The 22,952-nt window shown below is 59.5% G+C and carries 19 protein-coding genes and 1 pseudogene; 8 read left to right on the top strand and 12 right to left on the bottom strand.

Features of this window, described 5'->3' with window-relative positions; all coding sequences use genetic code 11:
• Positions 1–48: 48 nt before the first annotated feature.
• From Q0G85_RS01935 to Q0G85_RS01900, 9 genes and pseudogenes are all read right to left on the bottom strand, one after another.
• Positions 49–816 carry a zinc ribbon domain-containing protein gene (locus Q0G85_RS01935; protein ID WP_297154213.1) on the bottom strand — a complete coding sequence of 256 codons (768 nt, stop codon included), beginning with the start codon at positions 814–816 and terminating at the stop codon, positions 49–51.
• A gap of 56 nt (positions 817–872) precedes the next feature.
• The gene (locus Q0G85_RS01930) at positions 873–2,681 is read right to left on the bottom strand and encodes a zinc-ribbon domain-containing protein (protein ID WP_297154211.1); all 1,809 of its coding nucleotides are present in this window, start codon (positions 2,679–2,681) and stop codon (positions 873–875) included.
• 33 nt (positions 2,682–2,714) lie between these two features.
• A complete protein-coding gene (locus tag Q0G85_RS01925) occupies positions 2,715–3,182 on the bottom strand; it encodes a hypothetical protein (RefSeq protein ID WP_297154209.1) in 468 nt (155 codons plus the stop codon).
• Positions 3,183–3,293: 111 nt separating this feature from the next.
• Positions 3,294–3,359 (bottom strand): annotated as a pseudogene (locus Q0G85_RS10320) (zinc-ribbon domain-containing protein); the annotation flags it as partial.
• Positions 3,360–3,564: 205 nt separating this feature from the next.
• The gene (locus tag Q0G85_RS01920) at positions 3,565–4,149 is read right to left on the bottom strand and encodes a zinc ribbon domain-containing protein (RefSeq protein WP_297154207.1); all 585 of its coding nucleotides are present in this window, start codon (positions 4,147–4,149) and stop codon (positions 3,565–3,567) included.
• A 557-nt stretch (positions 4,150–4,706) separates the two neighbouring features.
• Positions 4,707–5,894, bottom strand: coding sequence for a CynX/NimT family MFS transporter (locus tag Q0G85_RS01915; RefSeq protein WP_297154205.1), 1,188 nt, complete (start codon positions 5,892–5,894; stop codon positions 4,707–4,709).
• A gap of 158 nt (positions 5,895–6,052) precedes the next feature.
• Positions 6,053–6,514, bottom strand: coding sequence for a VOC family protein (locus Q0G85_RS01910; protein WP_297154203.1), 462 nt, complete (start codon positions 6,512–6,514; stop codon positions 6,053–6,055).
• Between the two features lie 108 nt (positions 6,515–6,622).
• Entirely contained in the window at positions 6,623–7,369 is a 747-nt protein-coding gene (locus Q0G85_RS01905; RefSeq protein ID WP_297154201.1) for a 4Fe-4S dicluster domain-containing protein, read from the bottom strand.
• Between the two features lie 2 nt (positions 7,370–7,371).
• Positions 7,372–9,870 (bottom strand): molybdopterin-dependent oxidoreductase, encoded by a 2,499-nt coding sequence (locus Q0G85_RS01900; RefSeq protein ID WP_297154200.1) that lies wholly within the window; start codon positions 9,868–9,870, stop codon positions 7,372–7,374.
• A gap of 281 nt (positions 9,871–10,151) precedes the next feature.
• Here Q0G85_RS01900 and Q0G85_RS01895 point away from each other — a divergent pair, with 281 nt between their 5' ends.
• From Q0G85_RS01895 to Q0G85_RS01865, 7 genes are all read left to right on the top strand, one after another.
• Complete coding sequence (locus tag Q0G85_RS01895) at positions 10,152–11,315, top strand: hypothetical protein (RefSeq protein ID WP_297154198.1); 1,164 nt, start codon at positions 10,152–10,154, stop codon at positions 11,313–11,315.
• A gap of 125 nt (positions 11,316–11,440) precedes the next feature.
• On the top strand, positions 11,441–12,163 hold the full coding sequence (locus Q0G85_RS01890; protein ID WP_297154197.1) for a hypothetical protein: 723 nt from the start codon (positions 11,441–11,443) through the stop codon (positions 12,161–12,163).
• A 3-nt stretch (positions 12,164–12,166) separates the two neighbouring features.
• Positions 12,167–12,589, top strand: a complete 423-nt coding sequence (locus Q0G85_RS01885; protein WP_297154195.1) for a hypothetical protein — start codon at positions 12,167–12,169, stop codon at positions 12,587–12,589.
• Complete coding sequence (locus Q0G85_RS01880; protein WP_297154193.1) at positions 12,590–13,543, top strand: hypothetical protein; 954 nt, start codon at positions 12,590–12,592, stop codon at positions 13,541–13,543.
• Between the two features lie 10 nt (positions 13,544–13,553).
• Positions 13,554–14,837 carry an OmpA family protein gene (locus Q0G85_RS01875; RefSeq protein ID WP_297154191.1) on the top strand — a complete coding sequence of 428 codons (1,284 nt, stop codon included), beginning with the start codon at positions 13,554–13,556 and terminating at the stop codon, positions 14,835–14,837.
• Positions 14,838–14,887: 50 nt separating this feature from the next.
• Complete coding sequence (locus Q0G85_RS01870) at positions 14,888–16,513, top strand: protein kinase domain-containing protein (RefSeq protein WP_297154189.1); 1,626 nt, start codon at positions 14,888–14,890, stop codon at positions 16,511–16,513.
• 58 nt (positions 16,514–16,571) lie between these two features.
• A complete protein-coding gene (locus Q0G85_RS01865) occupies positions 16,572–16,910 on the top strand; it encodes a hypothetical protein (protein WP_297154187.1) in 339 nt (112 codons plus the stop codon).
• 35 nt (positions 16,911–16,945) lie between these two features.
• Here Q0G85_RS01865 and Q0G85_RS01860 read toward each other — a convergent pair whose 3' ends face one another.
• Positions 16,946–19,630: a hypothetical protein gene (locus tag Q0G85_RS01860; RefSeq protein WP_297154185.1), complete on the bottom strand. Its 2,685-nt coding sequence runs from the start codon at positions 19,628–19,630 to the stop codon at positions 16,946–16,948.
• 274 nt (positions 19,631–19,904) lie between these two features.
• Here Q0G85_RS01860 and Q0G85_RS01855 point away from each other — a divergent pair, with 274 nt between their 5' ends.
• Positions 19,905–20,768, top strand: a complete 864-nt coding sequence (locus tag Q0G85_RS01855) for a hypothetical protein (protein WP_297154183.1) — start codon at positions 19,905–19,907, stop codon at positions 20,766–20,768.
• 166 nt (positions 20,769–20,934) lie between these two features.
• Here Q0G85_RS01855 and Q0G85_RS01850 read toward each other — a convergent pair whose 3' ends face one another.
• Both Q0G85_RS01850 and Q0G85_RS01845 read right to left on the bottom strand, forming a co-directional pair.
• The gene (locus tag Q0G85_RS01850) at positions 20,935–21,168 is read right to left on the bottom strand and encodes a hypothetical protein (RefSeq protein WP_297154181.1); all 234 of its coding nucleotides are present in this window, start codon (positions 21,166–21,168) and stop codon (positions 20,935–20,937) included.
• 216 nt (positions 21,169–21,384) lie between these two features.
• Positions 21,385–22,899, bottom strand: coding sequence for a sodium:alanine symporter family protein (locus Q0G85_RS01845; protein ID WP_297154180.1), 1,515 nt, complete (start codon positions 22,897–22,899; stop codon positions 21,385–21,387).
• Between the last annotated feature and the right edge of the window lie 53 nt (positions 22,900–22,952).

The raw sequence follows: 22,952 nt of genomic DNA, 5'->3' as shown, positions 1-22,952 counted from the left end.
CCTTGCAACCTCGAAACATCAAACAAGCACTTGCGATCAATTGCCGAATTAGGAGAGGGTGAACTGAAAGAAAGTATCGGAATCCGTCAACGAGAACTGCGCGGCGTATCCAGCGTTCTTGTCTCCCTTTTCCCACATGAGTGGTGTGAGATAGCTGTCATTCGAGGCGTCGAAGTCTTTTGCGAAAATATCGGTTGAAGTGCCTGCTGTTCCGACGCCCGTTCCGCCATCGTTCACCTTCATATAAGCGCCCGTATAGTTGACCCTGTTCGTGATGTCGTAGTAGCTTATCTGGATTTTCCAGGTTCCTGTAACGGAGTCCTTGGAGCCTTTCGGAAGCTGAAGTTTCAGGTCGATGGGCTGCTGCATCAGTTCCGAAGAAATATTGCGATTCAGATCGTTGAGAATCGGATTTTTCATCTGGTAGACCACGCCGTCGCTGTTGCTCTCGAGCTTTTCGAACTTCCCTTGAAACTGAGCACCCGAGAGCGAGAGAATGGCGCTATTGTCGTTTTGCACCGTGAGATCGAAGGTGCCGCCTTTGGAATTGATGATCTGGCCACCAGAGCCGGCAGCGATTCGCATGTGCGAAGGAAGTGGACGATCGCCGAATATACCCGAGACCGCCACCATAACTACAATGACGACTATTGCTGCGACGACGCCGACGATGGCTGTCTTTTTCTTGCCGGCGCGTTTTTTCGATATTGCGCCTGCCGGACCAACCGCCGACTTTGCGGCATTAAGCTGGTGGCCGCACTCCGAGCAGAACGCTGCGTCGTCGGCATTTGGTTTTCCGCACTTGGGACAAAACATCTCAACGCTCCTTTTCCTGTGTCGCGCCCGCGGGCATTGTGTGCATTTGCATGTCGTTATGCCTGGGTGGCTTTCCATTGGTCGTACGTAAGGCCGCCGTAGTAAGGGTGGTGGTAATCAGAAGGAGCAAACATGACGGCGCAAGCTTTACCGAAATTCCACTCAATCATTCTATCCAGGGAGTATGTCTGGCTATCGAGGTAGGGATTGCCTGCGGACGCCATCGGGCCAAACTGTTGGTTGCCCAGGAAGATCGCATCTCCAACGGGGGCGGAGTCTTTGCTGACGAACAGGCGCCCATTCGTGAGATAGTAGGTTGTCGTAATGTGCAGTGTGCCACTGCTGTACGTTACCGTTCGCTCTGACAGGTTTCCGTAGGAATCATATTCGTTTGCGGTCGAAATGGTGCTCGTGTTGGAGCTCGATGAATCCGTTCTCTCGGCCGAAACGATGTTGCCTTTATCATCGTAGGCAAAAGTGAAGACCGTCTGACCTGAATTGTCGGGATAGCTGACTACCATTTGCGTACAGCGGCCCGCATCGTCGTAGTCGAACGTGCACGCATAGACATCACCATCCTTAAAATATCCCGTTGCCAAATTCGCTTGCGTCAGTAGCCCAGAATCGCTGTAGGTGAAGGTGTTGTCGGCCATCGCGGAGGAATCGAAGCTGATTTTAACGACGTGCCCAGAATCGTCATAACTGTACTGATTGCCGTCGGAATCAGAGACGACGCGGCCCTGCTCGTCGTATTCCGCCTTGATGTCCTTGCCGTTGGTCGACTTCAATAGCCCTTTTTCGTCGTAGGCATATTTCGTTTCGGAGCTGTAACGCGACGACCCCGATTTAATTGAAGCTATGCGTCCCGCATCGTCATACGTATATTTTTCATCACCGGCTTCGATTAGGCGTCCTTGCTCATCGCGTTTGCACGTCGTCTTCGTAAAGCCCGAGTAACTCGTCGAGTCGCTTTCCGTCCATGAATGTACGTAGTAGCGGGCCTCGAGGTTTGTCTTGTCCAAGCCGACCACTGCGGTCGAATATCGAAGGTCGAGATTCGATAAATTCTCGCAGTCGCTCACATCGACTGAGAGAAGGCTGAGGCGACTTGCCGCACTGAATGTCTCGAGCGATTTGCAACCGGAGAGGTTAACCGACGAGAGCGTGTCCTCATTGTAATTGTCCGTAGAGAGATGCAGTTCCTTCAGCGTTTCGCAGCCGGAGAAGTCCGCCTCTTGAATGGGGGTGTCTGTCGCGTCGAAGATTTCCACTTTGGAGGATCCCGCGTTTTTCACCGACGTTATCGACGAGCCTGAGGCGTATATCCTCTTGACGCTGGGAAAACTCGCCAAGTCGAGCTCGCCGAAGCCATTACTATATGTGATCGTGAGAGTTTCCAGGTTCTTCAGTTTGTTGACACCGGTAAAATCCGACACGTTCGAATCTATGATGGTGAGCAAGGTGGTTTCGTCGGCCTCCTCGCGGGAGACCTTGCCGTCATGGTCGGTGTCAACCTGTAAGAGCATCGCGTTCCTCACGGCAGCATCGGGAAACGTCTTGCTGTCGATGTTGTAGGGCGCAAAGCACGCTTGGTATACGCCGAAGCCGACGGCGACCGCCGCGACCGCCGCGACGATACCGATGACGAGGGGCTTTTTGCCCTTGGGCTTTATTTCTGTCCCGTTGGTTTTAACTGGCTGCTCGGCGATGGGCTTGGAAGAGGCGGATTCGGCGGGGACATCAGGAGAGGCATCGCCAGCTTCGGCGTTTAAGCCTTGTCCCTCGGGTGCTTGTATCTTGGACCCGCATTTATTGCAAAACTTGCCTCCATCGGGTATCTCGTTTCCGCATTTTGAACAGAACATCGGGCATATCCTTTCTTGGGAAGGGGGATGGGGCTATTGAGCCTTCTTCGCCATGAATCCGACGATGGCACCGATCAGCGACGAGAGTGCGCATAGCAACGGGAACGTGGGGCCGCCGACGAGAACCGTGCCGTCACTTTCCGTAAGATATATAATGGCGAACAGGGCTGCCGTAATGGCAAGCACGATAAGGCCAATAGATAGCAAACGCGCCGTTTTCTTCTTGCCCGATATCGTGCTTATGGCGCCAGCGACAATCAAGATGCACGCAATAACGACGGCCGCGGTGATAACGAGGAGGAGCGCAGCACCATCGCTCTCGAAACCTGGGGTGCTGCATAATTGGAAAAACGTCCAGGGCGAGTACGTCGGTTGAATTGCATATGAAGTTGAGCTGCCGAGGGCCTTCGCCACGCCGCCCACGCCGTTCACGAGCGATGTGAGGTAGCTGTTGAAGGTTATCCATGGCTGGAACGTGAGAATAACGGCAATGGCTGCCATGACCAGCGAAATGATTGCTTGGGAGCTTATCTTCGATTGCGCGCTTGGATGTGGTGCAGGGCGATAAGGTTTTGTGGCCTGGGTAGTAGCCGCCGGCGCGTTCCCGAGCTGATGACCACACTTTCCGCAGAACTTGCCTCCTTCGGGCACCTGGTTCCCGCATTTCGGACAAAACATGTAGACTCCTATCTTTGAGCGCAAAGAATTTCGACTCTGGGCTTACTTGCAACCTCGTTTATTTCCTGACGTTGATTGAGATAATCGTTGCTTTTCCGTGACGTTTGCTGCGCGACAATTGCGAATCGACGGACAAGCGGCACAAAGGAGCCCTTTCCGACTCGGCGCAATTCGAATGAGGCAGAAAGGGTGTTATCGGGGGGAGTTATTCAGTACCCGTTTCTTTTGACGCGCATGCGTCATCGGTTGCGGGCTCCTCGTCTGCCTGCGCTTGGCTCTCGGCAGCAGGGTCGTACTTGGTGCCGCATGACATGCAGAACATATCGTCCTCGCCCATGGCCGCGCCACACGAGGGACAAACTCGATTACTGTTCGCTGCAGAGTCTGCAGCAGCAGTGCTCTGCTCGGCGATTTCTTGTTTGATCACGTCGATAGCGGTGCCACAGCCGCTACAGAACAGATCGGTCGCAGAAACGCTCGCGCCACAGTGCGTGCACGTGTAGGTTCGCGCGGCAGCGGCTTCGGCCTCGATTGAAGCGATTTCTAGCTGGCACTTTTCGCGCTCGGCATCGAGATTCGCGATGCCGTCGAAGAGAGCCTCGCGCCCCGCGCGAAACGATGCATCGTCCTTGGTTGCTTCATAAAGGCTTGCCCCTAGCTGGGCGGCAAGTTTTTGGCGCTCTTTGTTGATGTCGTTCACACGCTGGTTCAATCGCAGGGTGCGCGTTGCTCGCTCCGCCGCCGCAGTGCCGCGGTTCAACGTGCCCTGAAGACTGTCAAGAAAGCCCATGCTCTGCTCTCCCTTTTGAGTTTGTGGCCAACAAGCTTCATGCTGGTCAACCTCATTTGATACTGATTTGTTGCCTAATCAACATGGAAGAATACTAATCCCTCTTCAATGAGTCAAGTGCCGGGCGGCAAAGCGTTGCATCCGACCTGAAAAGAGAGTTTTACCTGGTTAAACTCGACTGGGGTCGAGCTTCAAAGGGGAGGCATCTACGATTTTATCTTCCTTTCGGAAGCAGTTGTTGCGCAACGCTTTGATGATGGGGAGCTGTCCCGCTTGCCTGCCCCACCTTAAAACGTCGAAGCGCCCGCTGCATTTCGCAACGGGCGCTTCAGGCGCAAGCATTTAGGGGAGTCTCGCTGGATTATTTTTTCGCGCTGGGAGCAAGCTCGACCTGCGTGCGGGGGATGCTCGCTCGGCAAACGGAATCGTCGGGCGAGCCGTGGCAGATTCAACCTGTGCGGGGATGCGGTCGCTCGCACTGATTGCCTGGAACCTGAATCTCTCACCGGTTAGGTTCTACCTGTATAGTGAGAGATTCCCAAGGCACCTCCCAAGCCTTACTTGAACTTGCACAGGGCGAGGGCGCCCGTGCCGATGAGGCCGATGATGCACATTACGATGCCAGCGAACATCCACGAGGACATCTCGGGGCCGAGCAGCATGGGAACCAGCCACGTGCCCAAAAACTGACCCAAGCTCTGGACCAGCATGAGCACGCCCATGCCGATCGACATCAGCTCGGGGCGACCGAGGACGTTGATGTAGGAGGTCAGGCACATAACAGGTCCGCCGAGGCCGACAAGGCCCATGACGATAGCGCCAACCCACATCAAAGGACCGGTCTGGGTGAGCAGAATCAGCGTGCACGGTCCCATGACGACCATGGCGAGCAGATACAGCGGCTTGCAGCGGCCCATCTTGTCGGAAAGCGAGCCGAACAGCGGCGAGGAGATAACCGCGAGCAGCATCGGCAGGGTGCTCACAAAACCGGAGAGCGTGGGGTCGACGCCTTGCTGCTGCATGAACGTCGGTGCGAAGCCCAAAACGGCGAGCAGCGTCAGGTTGAACACGAGGAACGCGAAGAAGAACAGCAAGATGTTCGGCTTGACGAGCTCGGAGTAGCTCGCCTTCTCCTCGGCGGTATCGACCTTAGGAGCCTCAATTGTCTCGCCGCCGGGGAACTTGACGATGACGGCAACGACAATTGCGAAGATGACGGCGACGGCTGCATAGATCACCCACACGCCGACGAACCCGGTAGCAGCGTAGAGCGTCGGGGTCAGAACGCCTCCCAGCACGGAACCGAGGCATACCCACAAAGCCCAGATGCCCGTCGCGGAACCGATCTTGTCGGGGGCGACATACTTCTGCACGGCCAGAGGGCCACAGATGGTGACGAAGATGAACGCCACGCCTTCAATTGCGCGGGAAACGATGAGGATAGTGCCGTTGCCCGCGAAGGCGCCGATGAGCGAGCCAATCGCCACGACGACGGCTGCTGCGAGCAGCATCGTTTTCGGCCCGAACTTCTTGGCGAGCGCGCCCGTGGGAAGCGCCAAGATGATGCCCACGAAGGTGAAGATCGACATGAGCCACGAGGCGGACCCTGCGTCCATGCTCATCTTGGTCATGATGTCGCCCATGACGACGGGGACCTTGTACTGAACCGTTGCGATGGCTGTGCCGAACAGCAGCATGGCTACGGCTATGAGTGCCCAATTCGCATATTTCTTGTTAGTGTCCATAATAATTCCCTTCTCTGTGAGAAGTGTTGGGCCAAGATAGCGCAAACTTTGCTTATCGAGGTCCAGTTATCCTGGCCCAACGTCTAATAGGGGTTCTTGGTAGGAGGGAATCGAGGAAGAGGGCGAGACCGCTCGCGGTGCGCGCCCTCCGCCGGTGGTTAGAGTGGCTTGATGTTGTCCTGGAGGACTTCAAAGCGCTCGCCGCCAGGTCCGCGGAAGAACATGATGCGCAGCTGCGTGCCGGCATCGCCGTACACGGTGAACAGGCTGTCGTCATCTGCGCCGAGTGGTCGGTCGAATTCGAGCGGTGGGTCGAACGGGCCGGCTTCGATGCTTATGCCCTTCTCGCCCAGGAAAGCGACGAACTCGTCCATGTCCGCAACGCGAAGCGCCAGGTGGTTCAGGCATTCAGCGGCCTTGTCACAGGTTGTTTTGTCCTCGCACTCGAGCAGCTCGAACGCGGTGCCCATGCCCTTCATCCATGCCATCTTGAGCGGTTTGTCGCCTTCCATGGCATCGGATCTGAAAAGCAGTTTGCAGCCGAGGACGTCCTCGTAAAAGGCGATCGACTCGTCGATGTCGCGACAGTAGATGCCTGCATGTTGGAGTGTCAGTTCCATCTTTAACTCCATTCCGCCGCCCGAAGTTAAGGCGGGCGGCAATCGATCGGCGGCTTGGGAGTGCGCCCTGAACGCCCCGAGGCGCACCCCGCCGCTGTTTAAGGGGGACTAACCCTGGTCGCTGGAGGTGGCTGCCATGACCTCGGCAACTGTGGCGTTCTTCATGCGCAGCTCGGAGATGCACGCGACGTCGGCATCGAACTCGGTGACGCTTGCGAGATCGCCCTCGAACACGTCGTCAGTGCTGTTGCGCGGCTTCGTCAGCTCGATGGCCTTCACAGCGTCGTAAGGAATGAGCTGCTCCTTGGGCGGATTGGCCTTTGCGACCCAGTTCGGTTTGGTCGCAGTCGGGCTCGGCATGGTCTCGATCTGGCTCACGTTGCCGTACTTCTCGCGAAGCTCATCGATCGGGCCGAAGTCAAGAGCGCGCATGGGGCACGATGCCACGCAGAGCGGCAGCTGGTCGTTCTCCAAGCGGTCGATGCACATGGTGCACTTGCTCATCTTCGTGCCCGGCTCGTCGCTCGCGAACTTGGGCGCGCCGTAGGGGCAGGCTTCGAAGCAGTGGCGATCGCCTTTGCACTTATCCTGGTCGACCAGCACGGCGCCGTACTTGTCTTCCTTAAAGATTGCACCGTTGTCGCATGCCGCAGCGCAAACGGGGTTGTCGCAGTGGCCGCAGTTGAAAGCGAGGATGCCGATCGAGGGATTGGGGAAGCGCCCCTTCTCCCACATGTACACGCTCATCCACTTCTCGGGGCCGGGCGCGATGTCGTACCAGTCCTTACATGCGACGGAGCATGCCTTGCAGCCATAGCAGCGACTCTGGTCAAAGAAGAATCCGTACTGGGTCATAGTTATTCCCCTACCTTTCTGATCTCAACCAAGCCGGCCGTCAGCAGTGCGCCGACGATGTGCGGCAGATGGGTGTCGCCGATGAGCAAGTTGCAGTTGCCCGCGGTGTCGATGCCGTAGGGCATGAGCTTCGTCTTGCGGACGTGGTCGAACTTGGACCACTCGCCATGGGCGATGGAAACCGTGCCGGGAAGCAGCTTGGAGGAAACGTATGCCGTGATCTCGACCTCGCCGAACTGGTTGTAGACCAGCACGCGGTCGCCCGTCTTGATGCCGCGATCGGCGGCGTCTGCCGGGGACATGCGGACCATGTGCTCGTAGCAGTCGCCCTTAAGCCAGGGGTTCTGGTCGTTGGCGGAGTGCTGACGATACGTGGAAACCGGCGTGACCATGGACAGCGGGTAGTTCTGCGTCCAGGGGTGATAGTAGCTGTCGTTGGCGGGAAGGTCCTGGTAGGTCGGCTGCCAACGCGGGTAGGCGTCGTAGAGTCCGCCGTAGCGCGTCTTGGTGAGGTCGTTGTTCTTGACATACGAGCTCTCGAACTCGATCTTGCCGGACGGCGTCTTGAACGGCGAGCGATCCCACTCAACGGTGTTCTTGAAGGGATAGAACCATTCGCCGGGCTCGCCGGGAACGCGCACGATCGGCAGCTTCACGAACTCCTCCCACGGGCGCGGCTCGATGCCGTTGTAGGCGAGAATACCCGTCTCGTCTTTCGCCCACTCCTCGTAGGCGGGCTTGTAGATGCGTTCAATGACCTGCTCGTCCCATTCGCGCCAATCCGTGACGTCGAGCATCTTGGGGTTGTACTTGTCCGCGAAGCCAAGGCGGCGCGCCAGCTCCATCCAGACCCAGTCCTTCGAGCGGATCTCTCCCGGAGGGTTCACGCCCTTGCCGGCGAACAGGAAGTAGTTCATCATGCCGGACGGAGAACCCCAGAAGCGGTTGATGCCGAAGAAGTGCATATCGGTCGACTCGAACTGGATGATCGGCGAGGGCAGCACGATGTCGAGGAACTCCATGGACGGCTGATCGTTGAAGTACTGCCAACCCCAGGAGAATTCCATGTTGGCGAAGCCCTTCATGCGTTTGGAGACGTTGTGCTGGTTGTTGATGTAGTTGTTGGGGATGATGGCCATCTTCAGGCACGGCAGCGGGCTGTCGGGCGGGCAGCCGATGCGACGGCGGAACTCGTCTTCGGCGATCTCGCCGGCCGCGTAGAGCTTCTGGCAATGCATAAGCTCGGTCACCTTGTTGTTGTTGTTCGTGATCGGGTTGACGACATCACCCGGGATATGACCCGTATTGGGGACAGGTGCGAAGATGCGCGGCTGGGTAACCAGGTTGGCGCCGCCGCCTTCGCAACCGCCGGGGATGGACAGGTTGCCGGTCATCGCCTGGAGCAGCATCGCGACCGCTGCGGCGTAGTCGCCCAGGTTGCGCTTGGAGACGCCGTACATCTGGTGGAGATGGACGGGCTTCATCTTCGCGTAGTAGCGCGCAAATTCGCGGATGGTCTCGGCGGGGATGCCGGTGATGGGCTCTGCCCACTCGGGATCGTGCACGATGCCATCGACCTCGCCGACGATGTACTTGCGCCACTCCTCGAAGCCGTCAGGCTCGACCCACTTGGCGACGTAGTCGTGGTCGTAGAGGTCCTCGGTGTAGAGAACGTGAGCCACGGCCAGGCCGAACGCGGTGTCGGTGCCGGGGCGGATGGGAATCCACTGGGCGCCCAAGACCTCGGCACTTACGTTGTATACGGGGTCGATGAGGATGAATTTAGTGCCGCGCTCCTGCGCGAGCTTCATGTAGAACGGAACCATGCCGAACCAGGAGACCATCGGGTCGAAGCCCCACAGGACCACGAGCTTGGAGTTCAAAAGGTCAGGCGCCTCAAAGCCCGGGTAAGCGTCGGAAGTGCCCTTGATCAGGCAGTCCGTCAGGCGAACGCCCAGATGGAAGTCTTCTGCGGCGGCGCTGCCGGAGGTGGAGTGGTCGCCCCAGCCGGTGATGGTGCCAGGCATATACGACGCGAACGGGAAGTCGGAGCTCTCGAACGCGACGTAGTAGCAGTAGTACAGCCAGGGATGGTCGGGGTTCTCCTTCGCCATGACGCGCATCTTCTCGGCGATGGTGTCGAGCGCCTCGTCCCAGGAAATGCGCTCGAAGTGGCCGCGCCCGCTGCCCTTCTCGCCCACGCGCTTCATGGGATAGAGCAGGCGGTTCTCGGAGTAGAGCTCTTGGCGCCACGCATGGCCCATCGGGCACGCGCGGGCCTGCAGCATACCGGTCTGGACGGCGTTCTCGTCATCGTCTTCGCGCGCGATGCCCGCGTTCACGGAATCATCGGGCTCGATCGAGACAACCTTGCCGTCTTTGATGCCGCACTTGATCAAGCACGTGGCATCCCAGCAGCCGTTGTTGTGGCACGTGGTGTAGAAGTATTCGACACCCTCGTGACGCTCGCTGTACTTCTCGACTAACGAATCTCTTGACATGGCCCCTCCTTCTCCATAGGAAACTAGCTCGCTTGGAGCTGCCGCGTCCTCAATGCGCGGCTCCCAAGACGATTCTGCATGGCTTGTCGGTGAAGTGCCTAGAGTGTTTCCGTTTATCGCGAAGGCGGATGCTTTTCGGTCGTGGAATAGTTCTGAATATTGGGAATTCAGGACAATCATGTCCCTCATTTGAGACAGCAAGTACTAATTTCCCCACGTCGCATGCGCTAGCTGTTATAGTAATTCCACAGGGGATATACATGATTTCGAGGGGGGAAATCATGGACTACTTAAAGCCATTTTCGGCTGATACTCAGGCGGCGTTCTTCAACGCCGAAGCGGAGATGATCCGTTTTGGGGAACGCGCCGCGCAGCTGCCGCATGCCGAGTTTCTGAAGAACACGTTGCTTGCGATCGATGCAGTGTTCGCCGTTCGCATGGCGCACGACGTTTCGCTTCCTCCCGTTCCGCTGATCGTTCTTTCCAGCGTTGCGGAGTGGAGGTACGAAAACGATGTCGAGCGGTGCCTCGCCACAACTCGATCGATGCTGCGCCTGCCCGAGGAAATGGGCGAGGCGACCATTGAGGCGCTCCACTATATGCAGGCCTTGGAGTGGATTTCACGCATCTCGAAACCGGGTTTTGCTGCAACCCCGGAAACGATCGTGAGGCTCAACGAGATTCTGCTTTACGGCATCAACTCCGAGGAGCACGGCCACGGTTTCCGGAAGACCTACCTGCCGTACAAGAAAGGGTCGGTCCCCCTTGAGATTCCCCGCGAGATCAAGAAGCTGTGCGACTTCTGCAACGGCGATTACTTCTCCCCCTTAGGCCAAGCGTCGGTGATTCACCATGCCTTCGAGCGCATCGTGCCGTTCGACGCCATGATCGACCGAACCGGCTTGCTATTCGCGTTCATGCCCATGTTCAGGCGCGGCCTCTTCGCGAACGAGCTTATGGTCCCCATCTGCTGGGGCGCCTCTTTGGAACGGGAATACCGTAGGACCTTAAAGGACGCAAGCCGCAAGGAGCTCACAAGCGAGAGCCACAAGGTGTACAAGGAGCAGTGGGCCGCCTACAACGCGCGCAACACCTCGATGGGCGTCGTCATCGCCAACATGTTTCTCTCTAAGGTGAGCAAGCTGCGCGAAAACTGGAGGTCGTGCGGGCTCAAGATTCCCGCAAACTCGGCGACCGACAAGCTGCTCGATCTGTTCTTGGCTATTCCCCAGCTGGCCACGCGGCATGCTGCCAGCTGCATCGGGAAGAGCTACGGCGCCACGAACGAGGCGATGCGCCAGCTGGTCAAGGCGGGCATCGTAAAGGAAGTTGCCATCGACAACCGCGAGCGCGTCTTTGTGTGCGATCAGTCCGCCGCGCTCATCGCGGATTTCGTGGAAAGCCTGGAGAAGATGGGCGAAGTTGCTTCGGAGGCCGACGAATAGCTCTCGGGGCGATATCCTCCCCACCCTTCCCAACTTTCCAGAAAAACTTGTGCTCGTTTTCCATGTTAAGGGCGAGACGCGAAAGCGGCTCATTCGACAAGCGCCCTTACTGGAAGGAGCACGCTATGGGCAAAGTCAAAAAGCCGACGTCGATCACGACAATCAAAGAGTGCGAGGAGGCTTTGGAGTGGATCGATGTGGAGCTCGACAAGCTCGACCGCAACATTCGCATCACGAACAGGGCGATCTTCTCGCCGAAGAAGTGGACCACAGCCATCAGCGGCATTCTGTGGTCGAAGCAGGTCAGACAGAAAGCATCCGACCACGTTTGCAATTCGCCCTTTCTCTCGAAGCTCGAAGGATCCGCGCGCAGCGACCAGAATCTTCAAGAAATCCAGTTAAGCCGCGTGATGAACACGGCGAAAGAGGTGCAGGCGGTATGCGAGGAGATGTGTGCCCGCCTCGACGGCGCTGTCGGTGAAGCCCGCGCGGCGATCGATGCGCCCGTCCACGTCGACGATCGCAATATCTCCTCGCTCTCCGAAGCCGATCGCGAGGCGATCAAACAGCACGATAAGGCCATTCAGCTGGCAAAACGCGAAGCGGTCGCACGCCGTGCCGAGGGCGAGCTGTCGGTTTGGCGCTCCATGAAGACGCGTGCAGATCGCATGGTGAACCGCACGTCGGAAGCCCTCGAAGCGCGCCATGCCTTCACCGCCTGCAATTACGAAGTGCTCAGCGACACGCACATCAAGTGGGCAGCCCGCCGCGGCAACCTCCAGCCGCCCTACAACCTCGTCGGCGTTTTAGGCACGCGAAACATCGACGTCACCGAGAAGGAGGGCTAAGAGATGAGCCTGTTCAAGGAGAAGACCACGCTGCCAGAAGGCCCCGCTCGCATGTCGGTCTCCCCGTCCGCTTCGAAGAAGGAAATCGGCGACCCGGCCGCAAGCATCGGCCTTGTCATTCCCGATGCGCCCGACTACGACGAGCAGCGCGGCCGCCAGCTGGCATGTTCCGATAGCTACGCCACCTTCTTCAAGACTGGCGAGGGGCTTTTCTGCCACGAAACGGCCTGCACCGCCGAGAGGCACCTCGCGGAAATCGAAGAGGCCCTCACGCGCTACGCCGAAACGATGGAATCGACCTACCGCGCGGCCCTTCGTTGCCAGATTATCCAGGCTGAGCAGCGCTTGGAGCGCATTTCCCCGAAGCGTGCGTCCCGAGGGACGCGTGCACCGCGCGTATCGCGCAAGAACCCCGAGAAGGAGTAGATGGTGAACAAGATTACGAGCACGGCGCTTCTCCTTATGCTAGCGCTGGCCAATGCGGGCCTCGACTATTCGGCTGTGTGCGTGTTCCTCGATGTGGACCCGTTCGGCACCTTCACGCCGAACAACTTCTTTGCGGGACTTGTCGCCGTTGCCCAAAGCCTTTTGCTTATCATTCTCCCCTGGGTGGCGTCTGAGAAGCTTGCTGCCGGCGAGAAGGGCGCCACCGCGTGCGCTCTGGCAGGCTCGCTCTTCGTCGCTCTGGCTGGCGCCTTTTTGCGCGCGACCACCGAGGCCGCTTCGACCACAACGAGCGTCTCGGGGGAAGTTGTTTCCGGCCTCTCGATCGACGGCATGGCGTTCGTCCTGATCATGGCAGGTATCGCGCTTGGCGAGGCAATCGCGGCATTTCTCATCAAGAGCCTTGGCATTCGTGCGGAAGCCGAAGCGTTGCAGGCGGAAATCGAGCGCATGTACATCATTGAGAATCACATCGATGAAGCCATTTCCGCAGCCGCCCGCGCCGCGCTCGCTGCCGGACACCAGAGCATTGCGGCGGCGAAGGAGTCGTGCGAGCAGGTGTTTCAGCAGCTCGTCGCGAAATCCGACGACAGCTACAACAGCTTTATTGGCTTCGTGGACGAAATCGAGGTCCAGCGCGAGGCCGAGCGCGACAAGTTCGCCGCGCTTTCCCACAGCTTCGAGGCGCGCATCGGTGAGAAGTTCCCTGGTGCAGTTGTCGCTGGGCAGAAGGCCTTTGCGGCGGGTGAGGCGGCGGGTGCGACCCTTGACGAGGGGGCTGGCGTCGCGACTCCTGGTGCGGGAACCGACGTCGCGGACCGCGTTGATGTCGGCCCTGCCGCTGACGGCGTTGCGAGCGCCGAGCGCGCCGAAGCCCCCGACGAGGGCGCGACTAACCCAGTAAACCCCCTTTCCAATCAGGCCAAAGCAGCGTAAAGGAGAAGCCATGATCACCACGAACAGTACGAACGCAAAGAGCGCCACCAACATCGCGAGCACCTTCCCCGCCCGCGCGGCAGTCATCGCAGCATCGCTTTTGCTCGCATTCCTCATCGCAACCTTCGCTACGGGCTGCGCATCCGAAAGCTCAACCGGCGCTCAGAGCAGCGTTCCTGGAAGCTATGCGATCGATCCTGCGGGGGTCGATGCGTCCGCCATCGCGGAACCGGTGAGCTGCATGGTCGTCACCTCCGCGAGCCAAAACAGCGCCTTCCGCATTCCCGCAACGTGCCTCGCCTACCCGAAGGCAGCTATTGAACAGGGAAATTACGCAGGGTATCTCACGTGCGATGCTGGTTCCACCCCACGTGGCAAGACCTTTGCCACGACGAAGAACTCCCAGGCAGGACAGGAGAAAGAGATCGATTCCTTCTTGGCCGACTACTTCACAAGCGTGTGCGCGTCCCGCGCCCAAACTGGTGAGGTCGACCTGCTTTCCGCGCTCAACAATGCTGCCAATGAGTTGCGCGCCCACAACAACGGCTCGAAGATGGTCATCAACGTGGTCAGCTCGGGCTTGAATTCCACAGGACTTTTGGTGGGATCGAGCGACCTTGTGAACGCTGATGCCAACGACATCGCGAGCCAGCTGGCAAACATGGGCGCTCTTGCGAACTTCGCCGACATCACGGTGCACTTCTATGGGCTTGGCCAATCGAGCGGCGAGCAGGTTATCCCGAATTCCGTCGCGGCGAAGCTCCAAAGCCTCTACCCCACCCTCGTTGAAGCAGGCGGCGGCGTGGCCATCGTCGAGCCCGACGTGCTCACGCGTCTTAACTGCGACTCCGAGCTGCCTAACGTTTTGACCGTCGACTTTGCGCAGGATTCGCTCACCTTCCCGCACCTTGAGCACAACCAAAGTGCCCAGGTCGTGCTCAACGAGACGGTGCTTGCCTTTGTGGGCGACTCCGCCGAGTTCATTGACCCCGACAAAGCAACGGCGACGCTTGCCGAACTCGCGAGCACCATCATGGACAACCACGGCGCCACCGTGCTTGTCGAGGGGTACACCGCCGCATCCCCCGCCTTCTCAAGCGATGAGCTCGTCGACCTGAGCCAGCGTCGCGCCGAAGCCGTGCGCGAGGCTTTGGTCGCGGCGGGCGTCAGCCCCAGTTTCATCGAGGCGATCGGCCACGGCGATGAGGGCGCGACCTCCATGGATACGGGCGTCTTTTCCGAAAGCGCCGCCAAGAACGACCGTCGCGTGGTAGTTACGCTATCCTTAGCGTAGTAAGAAAGCTGCCGAAAACGAGGGCAGGCCGCGCGCAAAAGGGGTTGACCATGAGCCAAGAACTTCTCACCGGAACGGGCGCTGCCGCCGAGTCGGAATCCCGTATCGACCCCTCATCCGGGCTGCTCTTCACCCCAGCGCCTCCCGAGCGCAACGACATTCGACAAGCTCCGCAAAACCTCGCGTTCGAGGAGGTGACAAGCCGCGGCGGACAAGCAACCATCGTGAAGGCGCGTACGCCTGACGGGATTCCCGTTGCGGTGAAGGTGTTCGAAAACAGCGAGGAATGCGACCTCGAATGGCGAACCCTTGCGCGATTCTCGAACTTCCGCGTGCTTCCCCAGGCGCTCGCGCACGGCACCGTTTGCACCCCGTCCCCCTTCGGCACCTGCGAGAAAAGCTGCATCGTCGAAGAGTGGCTCGAGGGTGACACCCTCGCGAAAAAGCTTCGCCGCATGGGAAGGAAAATGACGGTTGAAGAAGCGCTTTCGACCCTCTCTCCTATTGTCGGCTTTCTTGCCACGGCCGAGTCGGAGCTTCGCGAGGGCGTCGTTCACCGCGATGTCAAGCCAAGCAACATTCTCCTCGATTCGACGGGAAACACGCGGCTCATCGACTTCGGCATCGCGCAAAGCTCGCGTGGCCAGGCGCATCTCGGATGGGGCACGCAGGGATTCTCGTCTCCGGAAAGCTGCTTTCCGATGAGTCGGGACGCCGGCCCGGGTGGTGACGCGTATTCGCTTGCGGCCACGCTGCTCGCGCTTCTTGCTGGCGAGAACAAGCCGCCTGCGTATGGTGCGGTTGCCCAAAGCGACGGCACGCTTCGCTACGACCCTGCTTGGACCGACGAGCGCGAGCGCACGGCACACGAGCAGTCGGTCGTGCCGTCCCCTGGCTTTATCGAGAAGGGGCGCGAGCTGGGCATCTACCTCGCCGAAGACGCGTTAAACGACTTTTCGCACGATACCGAGACAGTTGCCTTCCTGAAAAGGGACATCGCCGAAACGCTGCGCTCCACCTATGGTGTCGAGGAGCCCCCTGCCGCGATTGAAAAGGCGGTGCGTGCGGCGTTCGACGCGTTCGACGCGAAGCTTCGCGTGACACTCGGCGCGTGTTTGGCGATCGACGCCTCGCGGCGTCCGACCACCTCGCAGCTGCAAAACGCTCTGCCGCGCGATAGGGCTTCGTATCACCGTGAGCTCCATCTGCTGGGACTGAATGCGGCGCTCGGTGGCGGGCGGATTCTCGCGCAGGATGCGCCGTCGTTTGAGGGCGGCACGCTCGCGCAAGCGCTCGATGACTTCAACTCCGGACGTTACGCGCAGGCCGTCGGCGTCTTCGAGCGCCTCGCACGCCAAGGCTGCGTGAGCGCGCTGTACTACCTGGCCATTTGCGCGCGCGACAATCTCGGCGGCAGCTCGATCAAGTATTCGGAAGTCGACGTCATGTTGTTCATGGGCGAGGCGGCGGCGAAGGGCGCTGTGGTGGCGCAGTTCTTCTTGGGGCGTGCTCTGTACTCCGGGTCGTATGTCGCGCAGGGTACGATTCATCGCGTCGAGGAAAACCGCGAGCTTGGGCTTTCCTTCATCAGGAAATCTGCTGAAAGGGACGAGACACGCCAGAAGGAAGGTTTTCCACCTGCCAAGGTATGGCTTCGGGAAAACGGCTTTGCATAAACGGCGGCGCAGCCCTTCGCCAGTCAACAGCCTCGCAGAAAAAGCTTAGGAAGCTATTATGAAATACGTCAGCAACACGCCTCGTGCAGGCGGTGCCCCCACATGCGCAAATTGCCTCATTCTCTATACCTGCAATGCAGAGACGCGCATTGACGCGCACGATGCCCGCACCTGCGATCACCGTGCGCTCGGCAGCCTTGACGTGCGTCCCGACGAAAGCGACCGCGATCGCTGGATCGCGACGAACCGAGGTAAGCGCTCGCTCTACGTGCAGCAACCGAGCTTTTCGACCACGAACGTGTTTGAGCTGCGCCCGGGCCTCAGTTGCGCGCTCGTCGAAGGAAGCCGCATCGCGCTCTCGCCGCATTCGGGCTGGGTAAACGTTTCGATTCGCTAGCGTGCCGATCGTGCGCTTGCGAGGCCTTGCACACGTTAGGCATCGCGGACGCGCAGGCACAGCGCGCCGTTTCTCGCGCCGAACGAAACCGCGCCGCTGGGGTCTTCGAGGATGGCAAAGCCGAAAACAAGCATATCACCAGGCATGATAGGCGCACCCTGCATCTGGATCGCAGCACCTGTCCGCTTGGCCGTCTCGCGCAGAAGCTGTTCGTCATCCGAACACGTTGCGCCGAACGAAAGCGCTCGCGCATCGCGGTAGTTGTTCGCCCCGAAGCCGACGATCACGTTGGTGACGCTTCCATTGGCATTCGAGCGCACGATAAGCGTGCCGTTCGAAGATGCCAGGTCGAAGGCGAGCCACCTGTTTTCTCTTGCTCGCGATTCGCTTCCCGCGTACAGCAACAAGGAGTGTTCCCGGGAAACGGGGTCTTGTGCGCGCCCGTCGGCACCGTGCGCCTTGCTTTCCTGCTGCCCTGGGAGGTTCATGACGCCCCAGGCTTCTTCTCCTGCGAACTCTTCGCGGTGGCACCCTAGTTGGCGGCATTCGTTCTTCTCGAACGCGTGCCCGATGCCGATGCGAGGGCGAAGCCACGGATGAACGCGCAGCTCGCGGCCCTCTTCGATCTCGGAGTTCACCACGCCGTCTGCAAGGTACGCATCGAACGAAAGCACCCGACCCGCTTTCGGCTTCTTTGGCAAGGGCGCCTCGCCGCCGCCCGTGAGCAGGCCGTCGTGGGCAAGCGCCACCGATTCATCGTCGGCGCGATCGATGTCGAGCATCCAACACAGCATGAGGTCAAACGCGTGCTCGAGCGTGCGAGCCCATCCGTCACCGCGCGATGCCGCCGATGTGAGCAGCCTTTTCGCCACGTACGCGCGCGCCGTCGAGGCGACATACTCGCTTGCGCCAGTGACGGCAGCATCGTGGATGAGCGCATCTTTCAGCGCTGTTGCGAATTCTTCAATTTCGATATCGGTCGCCTCGTCGAAGAAGAAATACCACAGAAACGCCCGCCAGGGGTCATCGTCGGGGAATGCATCCTTAGGAACCTGAGTGAGTATGCTGCCGCGCACGACGGCGAGCGGGTCGGAAAGGTATTCCTCGTATGCTCGAAGTCGGCCTTCCTTTCTCGCCGCATCCTCCGAGAGCTTCCTGTTCTCCCGAAGCGCCTTTGCGTAGCCGTTTGTGATTTTGCCCGACAAGTCGTCCGTCTTCACGGTCGCAGCAAGCAGCATGCTGTAGCAGTCGTCGCGCGTGACGCCCCTGGCGCGTTTGTCTGGTGTCGATTCCTCCCCGCTTTTTGCTTTGGGGCCTGATGAATGCTTGGGAAGCACCTCGGCGAGACGTAGCGCGAGCAGGTCCAAAAGCCAGTAATCGCTATGGAAGCGCGAACGCTCTTGGCGCAACCAGGTGGAAGTTTCAGCGCCCGAGTACACGCCGAGCTCGCCGCCGAGCACGAATCGCTCTCGCAGGCGCAGCTCGATGCGACGCACGCGATCGGCCTGCATCATCGGAAGCCCACATGACAAGCGGATTTGCTCGGCCGTTTTCGCAAGGGTTTGCGCGCGAGCGTCGGCGTCGATAATGGGGGCTATGCGCGCCCGGTACACGGCGCGCTCGACGGGCGTCATGTCCTGCTCGACACCATTTCGGAAGAGAAGCGCCTCGGGATCGCGGGCGGCGGCCTTGTCGGCGGGCGATGCTCCAGCTACGGGCGACACCCTAGCTGCGGTTGACGCGTCGCGCGCATCGTTTGCGCAGCTCGCAGTACTTGTCGCGCCCGTGGGGCTTTCGAGCGCTGCGGAGCTCGCCGGATTCGTGGCGCTTGCAACATCGATGACGCGCGCAGCACCCGAATCACTCGCCGCAAGCTTCGCCAAGGGAACAACGCCCGCGCGCTTTCTCGGGGCACCTTCCTCGCACCCGCGCGGTGCTGCGGCGGAAAACGTCACCCTGTGCACCCCATCCGAGCCTCGGTCGAGGATATCGAGCATGGTTTCGCGGTCCATCCCCCTCGTTGCGGTATGCGCCGCAAGGGCACCGAGCAGCTCCTCTTCAGTTGGCTTGCGCGCGCCCTGCAGCGAATCCTCGAGCTTTCGATATGCCTTGACGATCGCGAAGTATTTCCGCGCCTCATGTTCGCTTCGAAGCGCCGTCTTCTGCGCATAGCACTCGCACAAGCGGCGCTCCACAGGCTTTTTGTTCGTCGAGACCCAGCTGTTCAGCACGTGATCTTGCGTCAGGTTGAACTTGTCGATCGAGTCCTCCACGGCGAGTCGCACTGCATGATGATACTCGGCGCCCAAATCATGCGCTTCGAATAGCCGTTTGTATCCCCTGGTGGCGGCATACGCGGCGTCGAGATGCGCCTCGATGAGGCACTCCCGCGCGAGCTTTCCCGCCTTGGCGAGCAGCGCAAGCTTCACTTCTGTGTCGTTGTCGAGCCAGTCGTTAGCGCCACGGGGCTCACCCTTGATTCGCTTCTCGGCGATTGTGCGCGCATGATTAAGGCCCTCTTGCAGCAACGCATCCGAGTAAGGCAAGCCATCCCATTCGGCGTCCTGGCGTCCCCGTCGCACGCTCTGCTGTTTGCGCTGGGCGCGAAGAGCCGCCCGCTCAGCACGGCGTCGAGCCTTGGCTTCATCGGCGGCGCTTTCGCCAGCAGCACCTCCGTCGTTAACGTCGCATTCGCGCTCGGCGAACTCATCTGTTGGCACGGCAGTACCTTTCCCGCAAAGCCCTCACTATCGCATGGCTCATTGTACGTTGCGCGAAGGGCGGAATGGCGCACGTTTTCGCCTCGCGCCATGACACGTCGCTGAAAAGAGGCGTTTCTTCACGATGCCCCTGCACTCATCAGGTCATTCCCTCGTTACGACACGACTTGCTCGTCAGTGCATTTCCCCTAGCCGTCCCGCCCTTCGTTTTCCAGAAAAACCCTCGCTTGTTTTCCATGTGTTTGGCAGAAGCCCCGAAAACGAAAGGAAAGCTATGAGCGATTTCAGAAACGGCACCTGCGACAAATCTTACAGCGATGGCGCATTTCGCAATGAGGGCGGCGGCACGGGCAACGAAACTTGCAGTGATGAGGCATTTCGCGATGATGGCAACCCCGCCAAGGACGAACACGAACGTGACGGGAGACGTCGCAGTGGTGCGGGTGGCATGGGCGGCACCCGCTACCATTCTCGCGGCAGCATATTCGATAGCCTCTTCGACGATGATTACGACGAACGCGATGACGAAATCGACGTTGAGATGGAGCGTTTTTTCAGGGGCCTGAATGCTATTGAGGCCCGCCTCTCGCATGCAACCGAAGCCCTGTTCGGGATGCTCATGTCGCGCTCGATGGGGTGCGCCAACTTTACTGCGGTTACAATTGCGCTCCTTGTCTGCACGCGCGTTATCGGCGCGGTGTTCGTCGACGCGGACGCGCTCTGCGAGCTCAACGCGCTTGCTTTCGCCGTGTCGCTTGCCGTGCTCGTTGTTTGCGCGGTTTCCGAGAGATGCCCCGCCAACGCCCTGTCAGCGGTCGTGATCGCGTGCCTGCCTGCCCTTATAGAGATCATTACTGCAGGTACGGTTCATGGCTCGGATGCCGACGTTTTCGTGCACATCATAACCGGGGCCCTGCTTGGTATTGGCGCGGGGGCAGCCCTCACGGTTGTGTCGTCCCTGGTAAGCGACTGCGAAGACGAGAACGTCGCCTGCACGCGCATACTTACCGGACCATTATGGGGCGCAGCCATTGGGGCTACCGCCGCGCTCGTTTGCGATATCGCACCCTACATCGCGCGCGAAATCACCTTCGGCGTGGAGCCTTTGTGCATGAGTTATATGCAGCTTGCAATCTAGCCTTGGCTGCAAGCTGGCGCCCGGGACGCCGCAGCTCGTGCAGCATCCCCGTCCCCTTCCCGTTCTGGAAGACCCATGGTTTCTCGCTCAATATGCAAAGCGGAGGCTGTCACATCGTGCGGCAGCCTCCGCTTTCGGTCTGAATGAGATTGTACCGTGCGATGAGCTACTTTGCAGCTTCGCCCGTCGAGTCGCTGTGGAAATTCGAGTAACCGCCCACGGCGTTCGCGTTGAAGCGACCTTCCGTCTTCGAGAAGAAAACCTGCGTTACCATGAGGTCCTTGATGGTGACGCCGACGGCGCCCATGGCCTCTTTTTGGCTTTTCCCCTCGTCGATAAGCGCGTTGAGCACATCGGCCTTTTTCGAGGATTCCAGAGCCATGAATTCTGCACGATCCATTGTCAGCCTCCCTTGATACGGCGCGAGCAATATGTGCCTTAAATTATAGGAACTTCCGCTCTTTCCTTTAAGGATGTTTCTGTATAACCGTAGTTCGGGAACAACCTACTGGTTCGGGTTCTGGCTCGGCTTCTGCCGCTGCCACGGCAGCGACTTCCGTCTCGGCTACTCTTTCGATGTTGGCCTCAGCCTCTGGTTCTGCCTCTTTCCCGCCTTCTACTTCAGGCCCACGTAGTCGGTCTCGATTGCCTCGTCGAGGTATTCCTTCACGGGCGGCTCGCCGAAGTCGCGCACCTCCTCAAGATGCCAGCAGTCGGTTTTGGGCATGCCGGGAATGTCGTCGGCGACGAATACGGGGTCCTTGCCGGCCTTGCGCTGTGCGGAGTAATCGTCGAGTGCAGCGAGCGCCCATTTGCCGAGCAACAGGATGGCGACGAGGTTCATGATTGCCATAAGTCCCATGAAGATGTCGGCCAAGTTCCACGCGAGATCGAAGTTGTTCGTCGCGCCGTAGAAGATGACGAGCAGGCACACGATGCGGAACACCGTGAGTAGCATCTTGCTGTCGCCCTTAATGAAGCGCAGGTTGCTTTCGGCGTAGAAGTAGTTGCCGATGAGGCTCGAATACGCGAACGCGAAGATGGCGAATGTGATGAAGTGGATGCCCGCCTCGCCGACGGAGTTGTTCACGGCCATCTGCACGAGCGGCATGCCGTTGAGGTCTGCCGCCGCGGCAGGGTCTTGCACGTAGAATACGAGCACCATCATAGCCGAACAGGTGCAGATGAGCAGCGTGTCGATGTAGACCGAAAGGCTCTGCACGAGGCCCTGCTTGACCGGGTGGGAAACGCTTGCGGTGGCGGCGGCGTTCGGCGCGGAGCCCATGCCGGCCTCGTTGGAGTACAGGCCGCGCTTGATGCCGAGCATGACGACCGAGCCCGTGAAGCCGCCGAAAATCGACTGGAAGTCAAACGCCGAGGAGAAGACGAGCGCGAAGACCTGGGGCAACCACGTGATGTTGGTGATGGTCGTCCAGAGCGCGATGGCGATGTAGGCGATGGCCATGATGGGAACCACGATTGACGTGATGACGCTGATGCGCTTCGTTCCGCCGAAGATGACAGCGGCGGTCATCACTGCGAGCACGATTCCCGACGCGATCGCCGCCTTCGGCATAGCCTCGCCGGGCAGGTAGTACTCAAGCGCGCTTGTGGCGTTGAAGGCCTGCAAGCCGTTGAAGCCGAAAGCAAAGCACAAGATTAAGAGCACGGAGAACAGCACGCCGAGCTTGCGGCTGCCGAGCGCCTGATGGATGTAGTATGCGGGGCCGCCGCGGAATTCGCCGTCCTTGCCGCGAACCTTCCAAATCTGCGCGAGCGTAGACTCGATGAACGCGGAAGCCGCGCCCACGATGGCCATAAGCCCCATCCAGAACACGGCGCCCGGGCCGCCAGTGGCAAGCGCGGTGGCGACGCCTGCGATGTTACCCGTGCCCACGCGACTCGCGGTCGACACCATGAGCGCCTGGAACGACGAGATGGAGCGCTTCCCTTCGACATGTTTCTTCTCGGTGATCTGTGTGAACATGTCTTTGATGTAGCGAATTTGCACCGCCTTGGTGCGGATGGTGTAGTAGATGCCCACGATGACGAGCAGGGCGAGCAAGATGTAGGTGTACAGAAAACCGTCAATCTGCCCACTGGCTTTAATGAGCCAAGCGTTGAAGTCCATAGGTGCCTTTCCCCTGAAATCCCAACCAAGTTATCGCGCGGGCTTGGTTGCCG

Origin of the sequence: uncultured Ellagibacter sp., assembly GCF_934617235.1 — a bacterium.
Taxonomy (GTDB): domain Bacteria; phylum Actinomycetota; class Coriobacteriia; order Coriobacteriales; family Eggerthellaceae; genus Ellagibacter.
The sequence above is the reverse complement of the archived record's forward strand: the minus strand, read 5'-3'. Positions and strand labels throughout refer to the sequence as shown.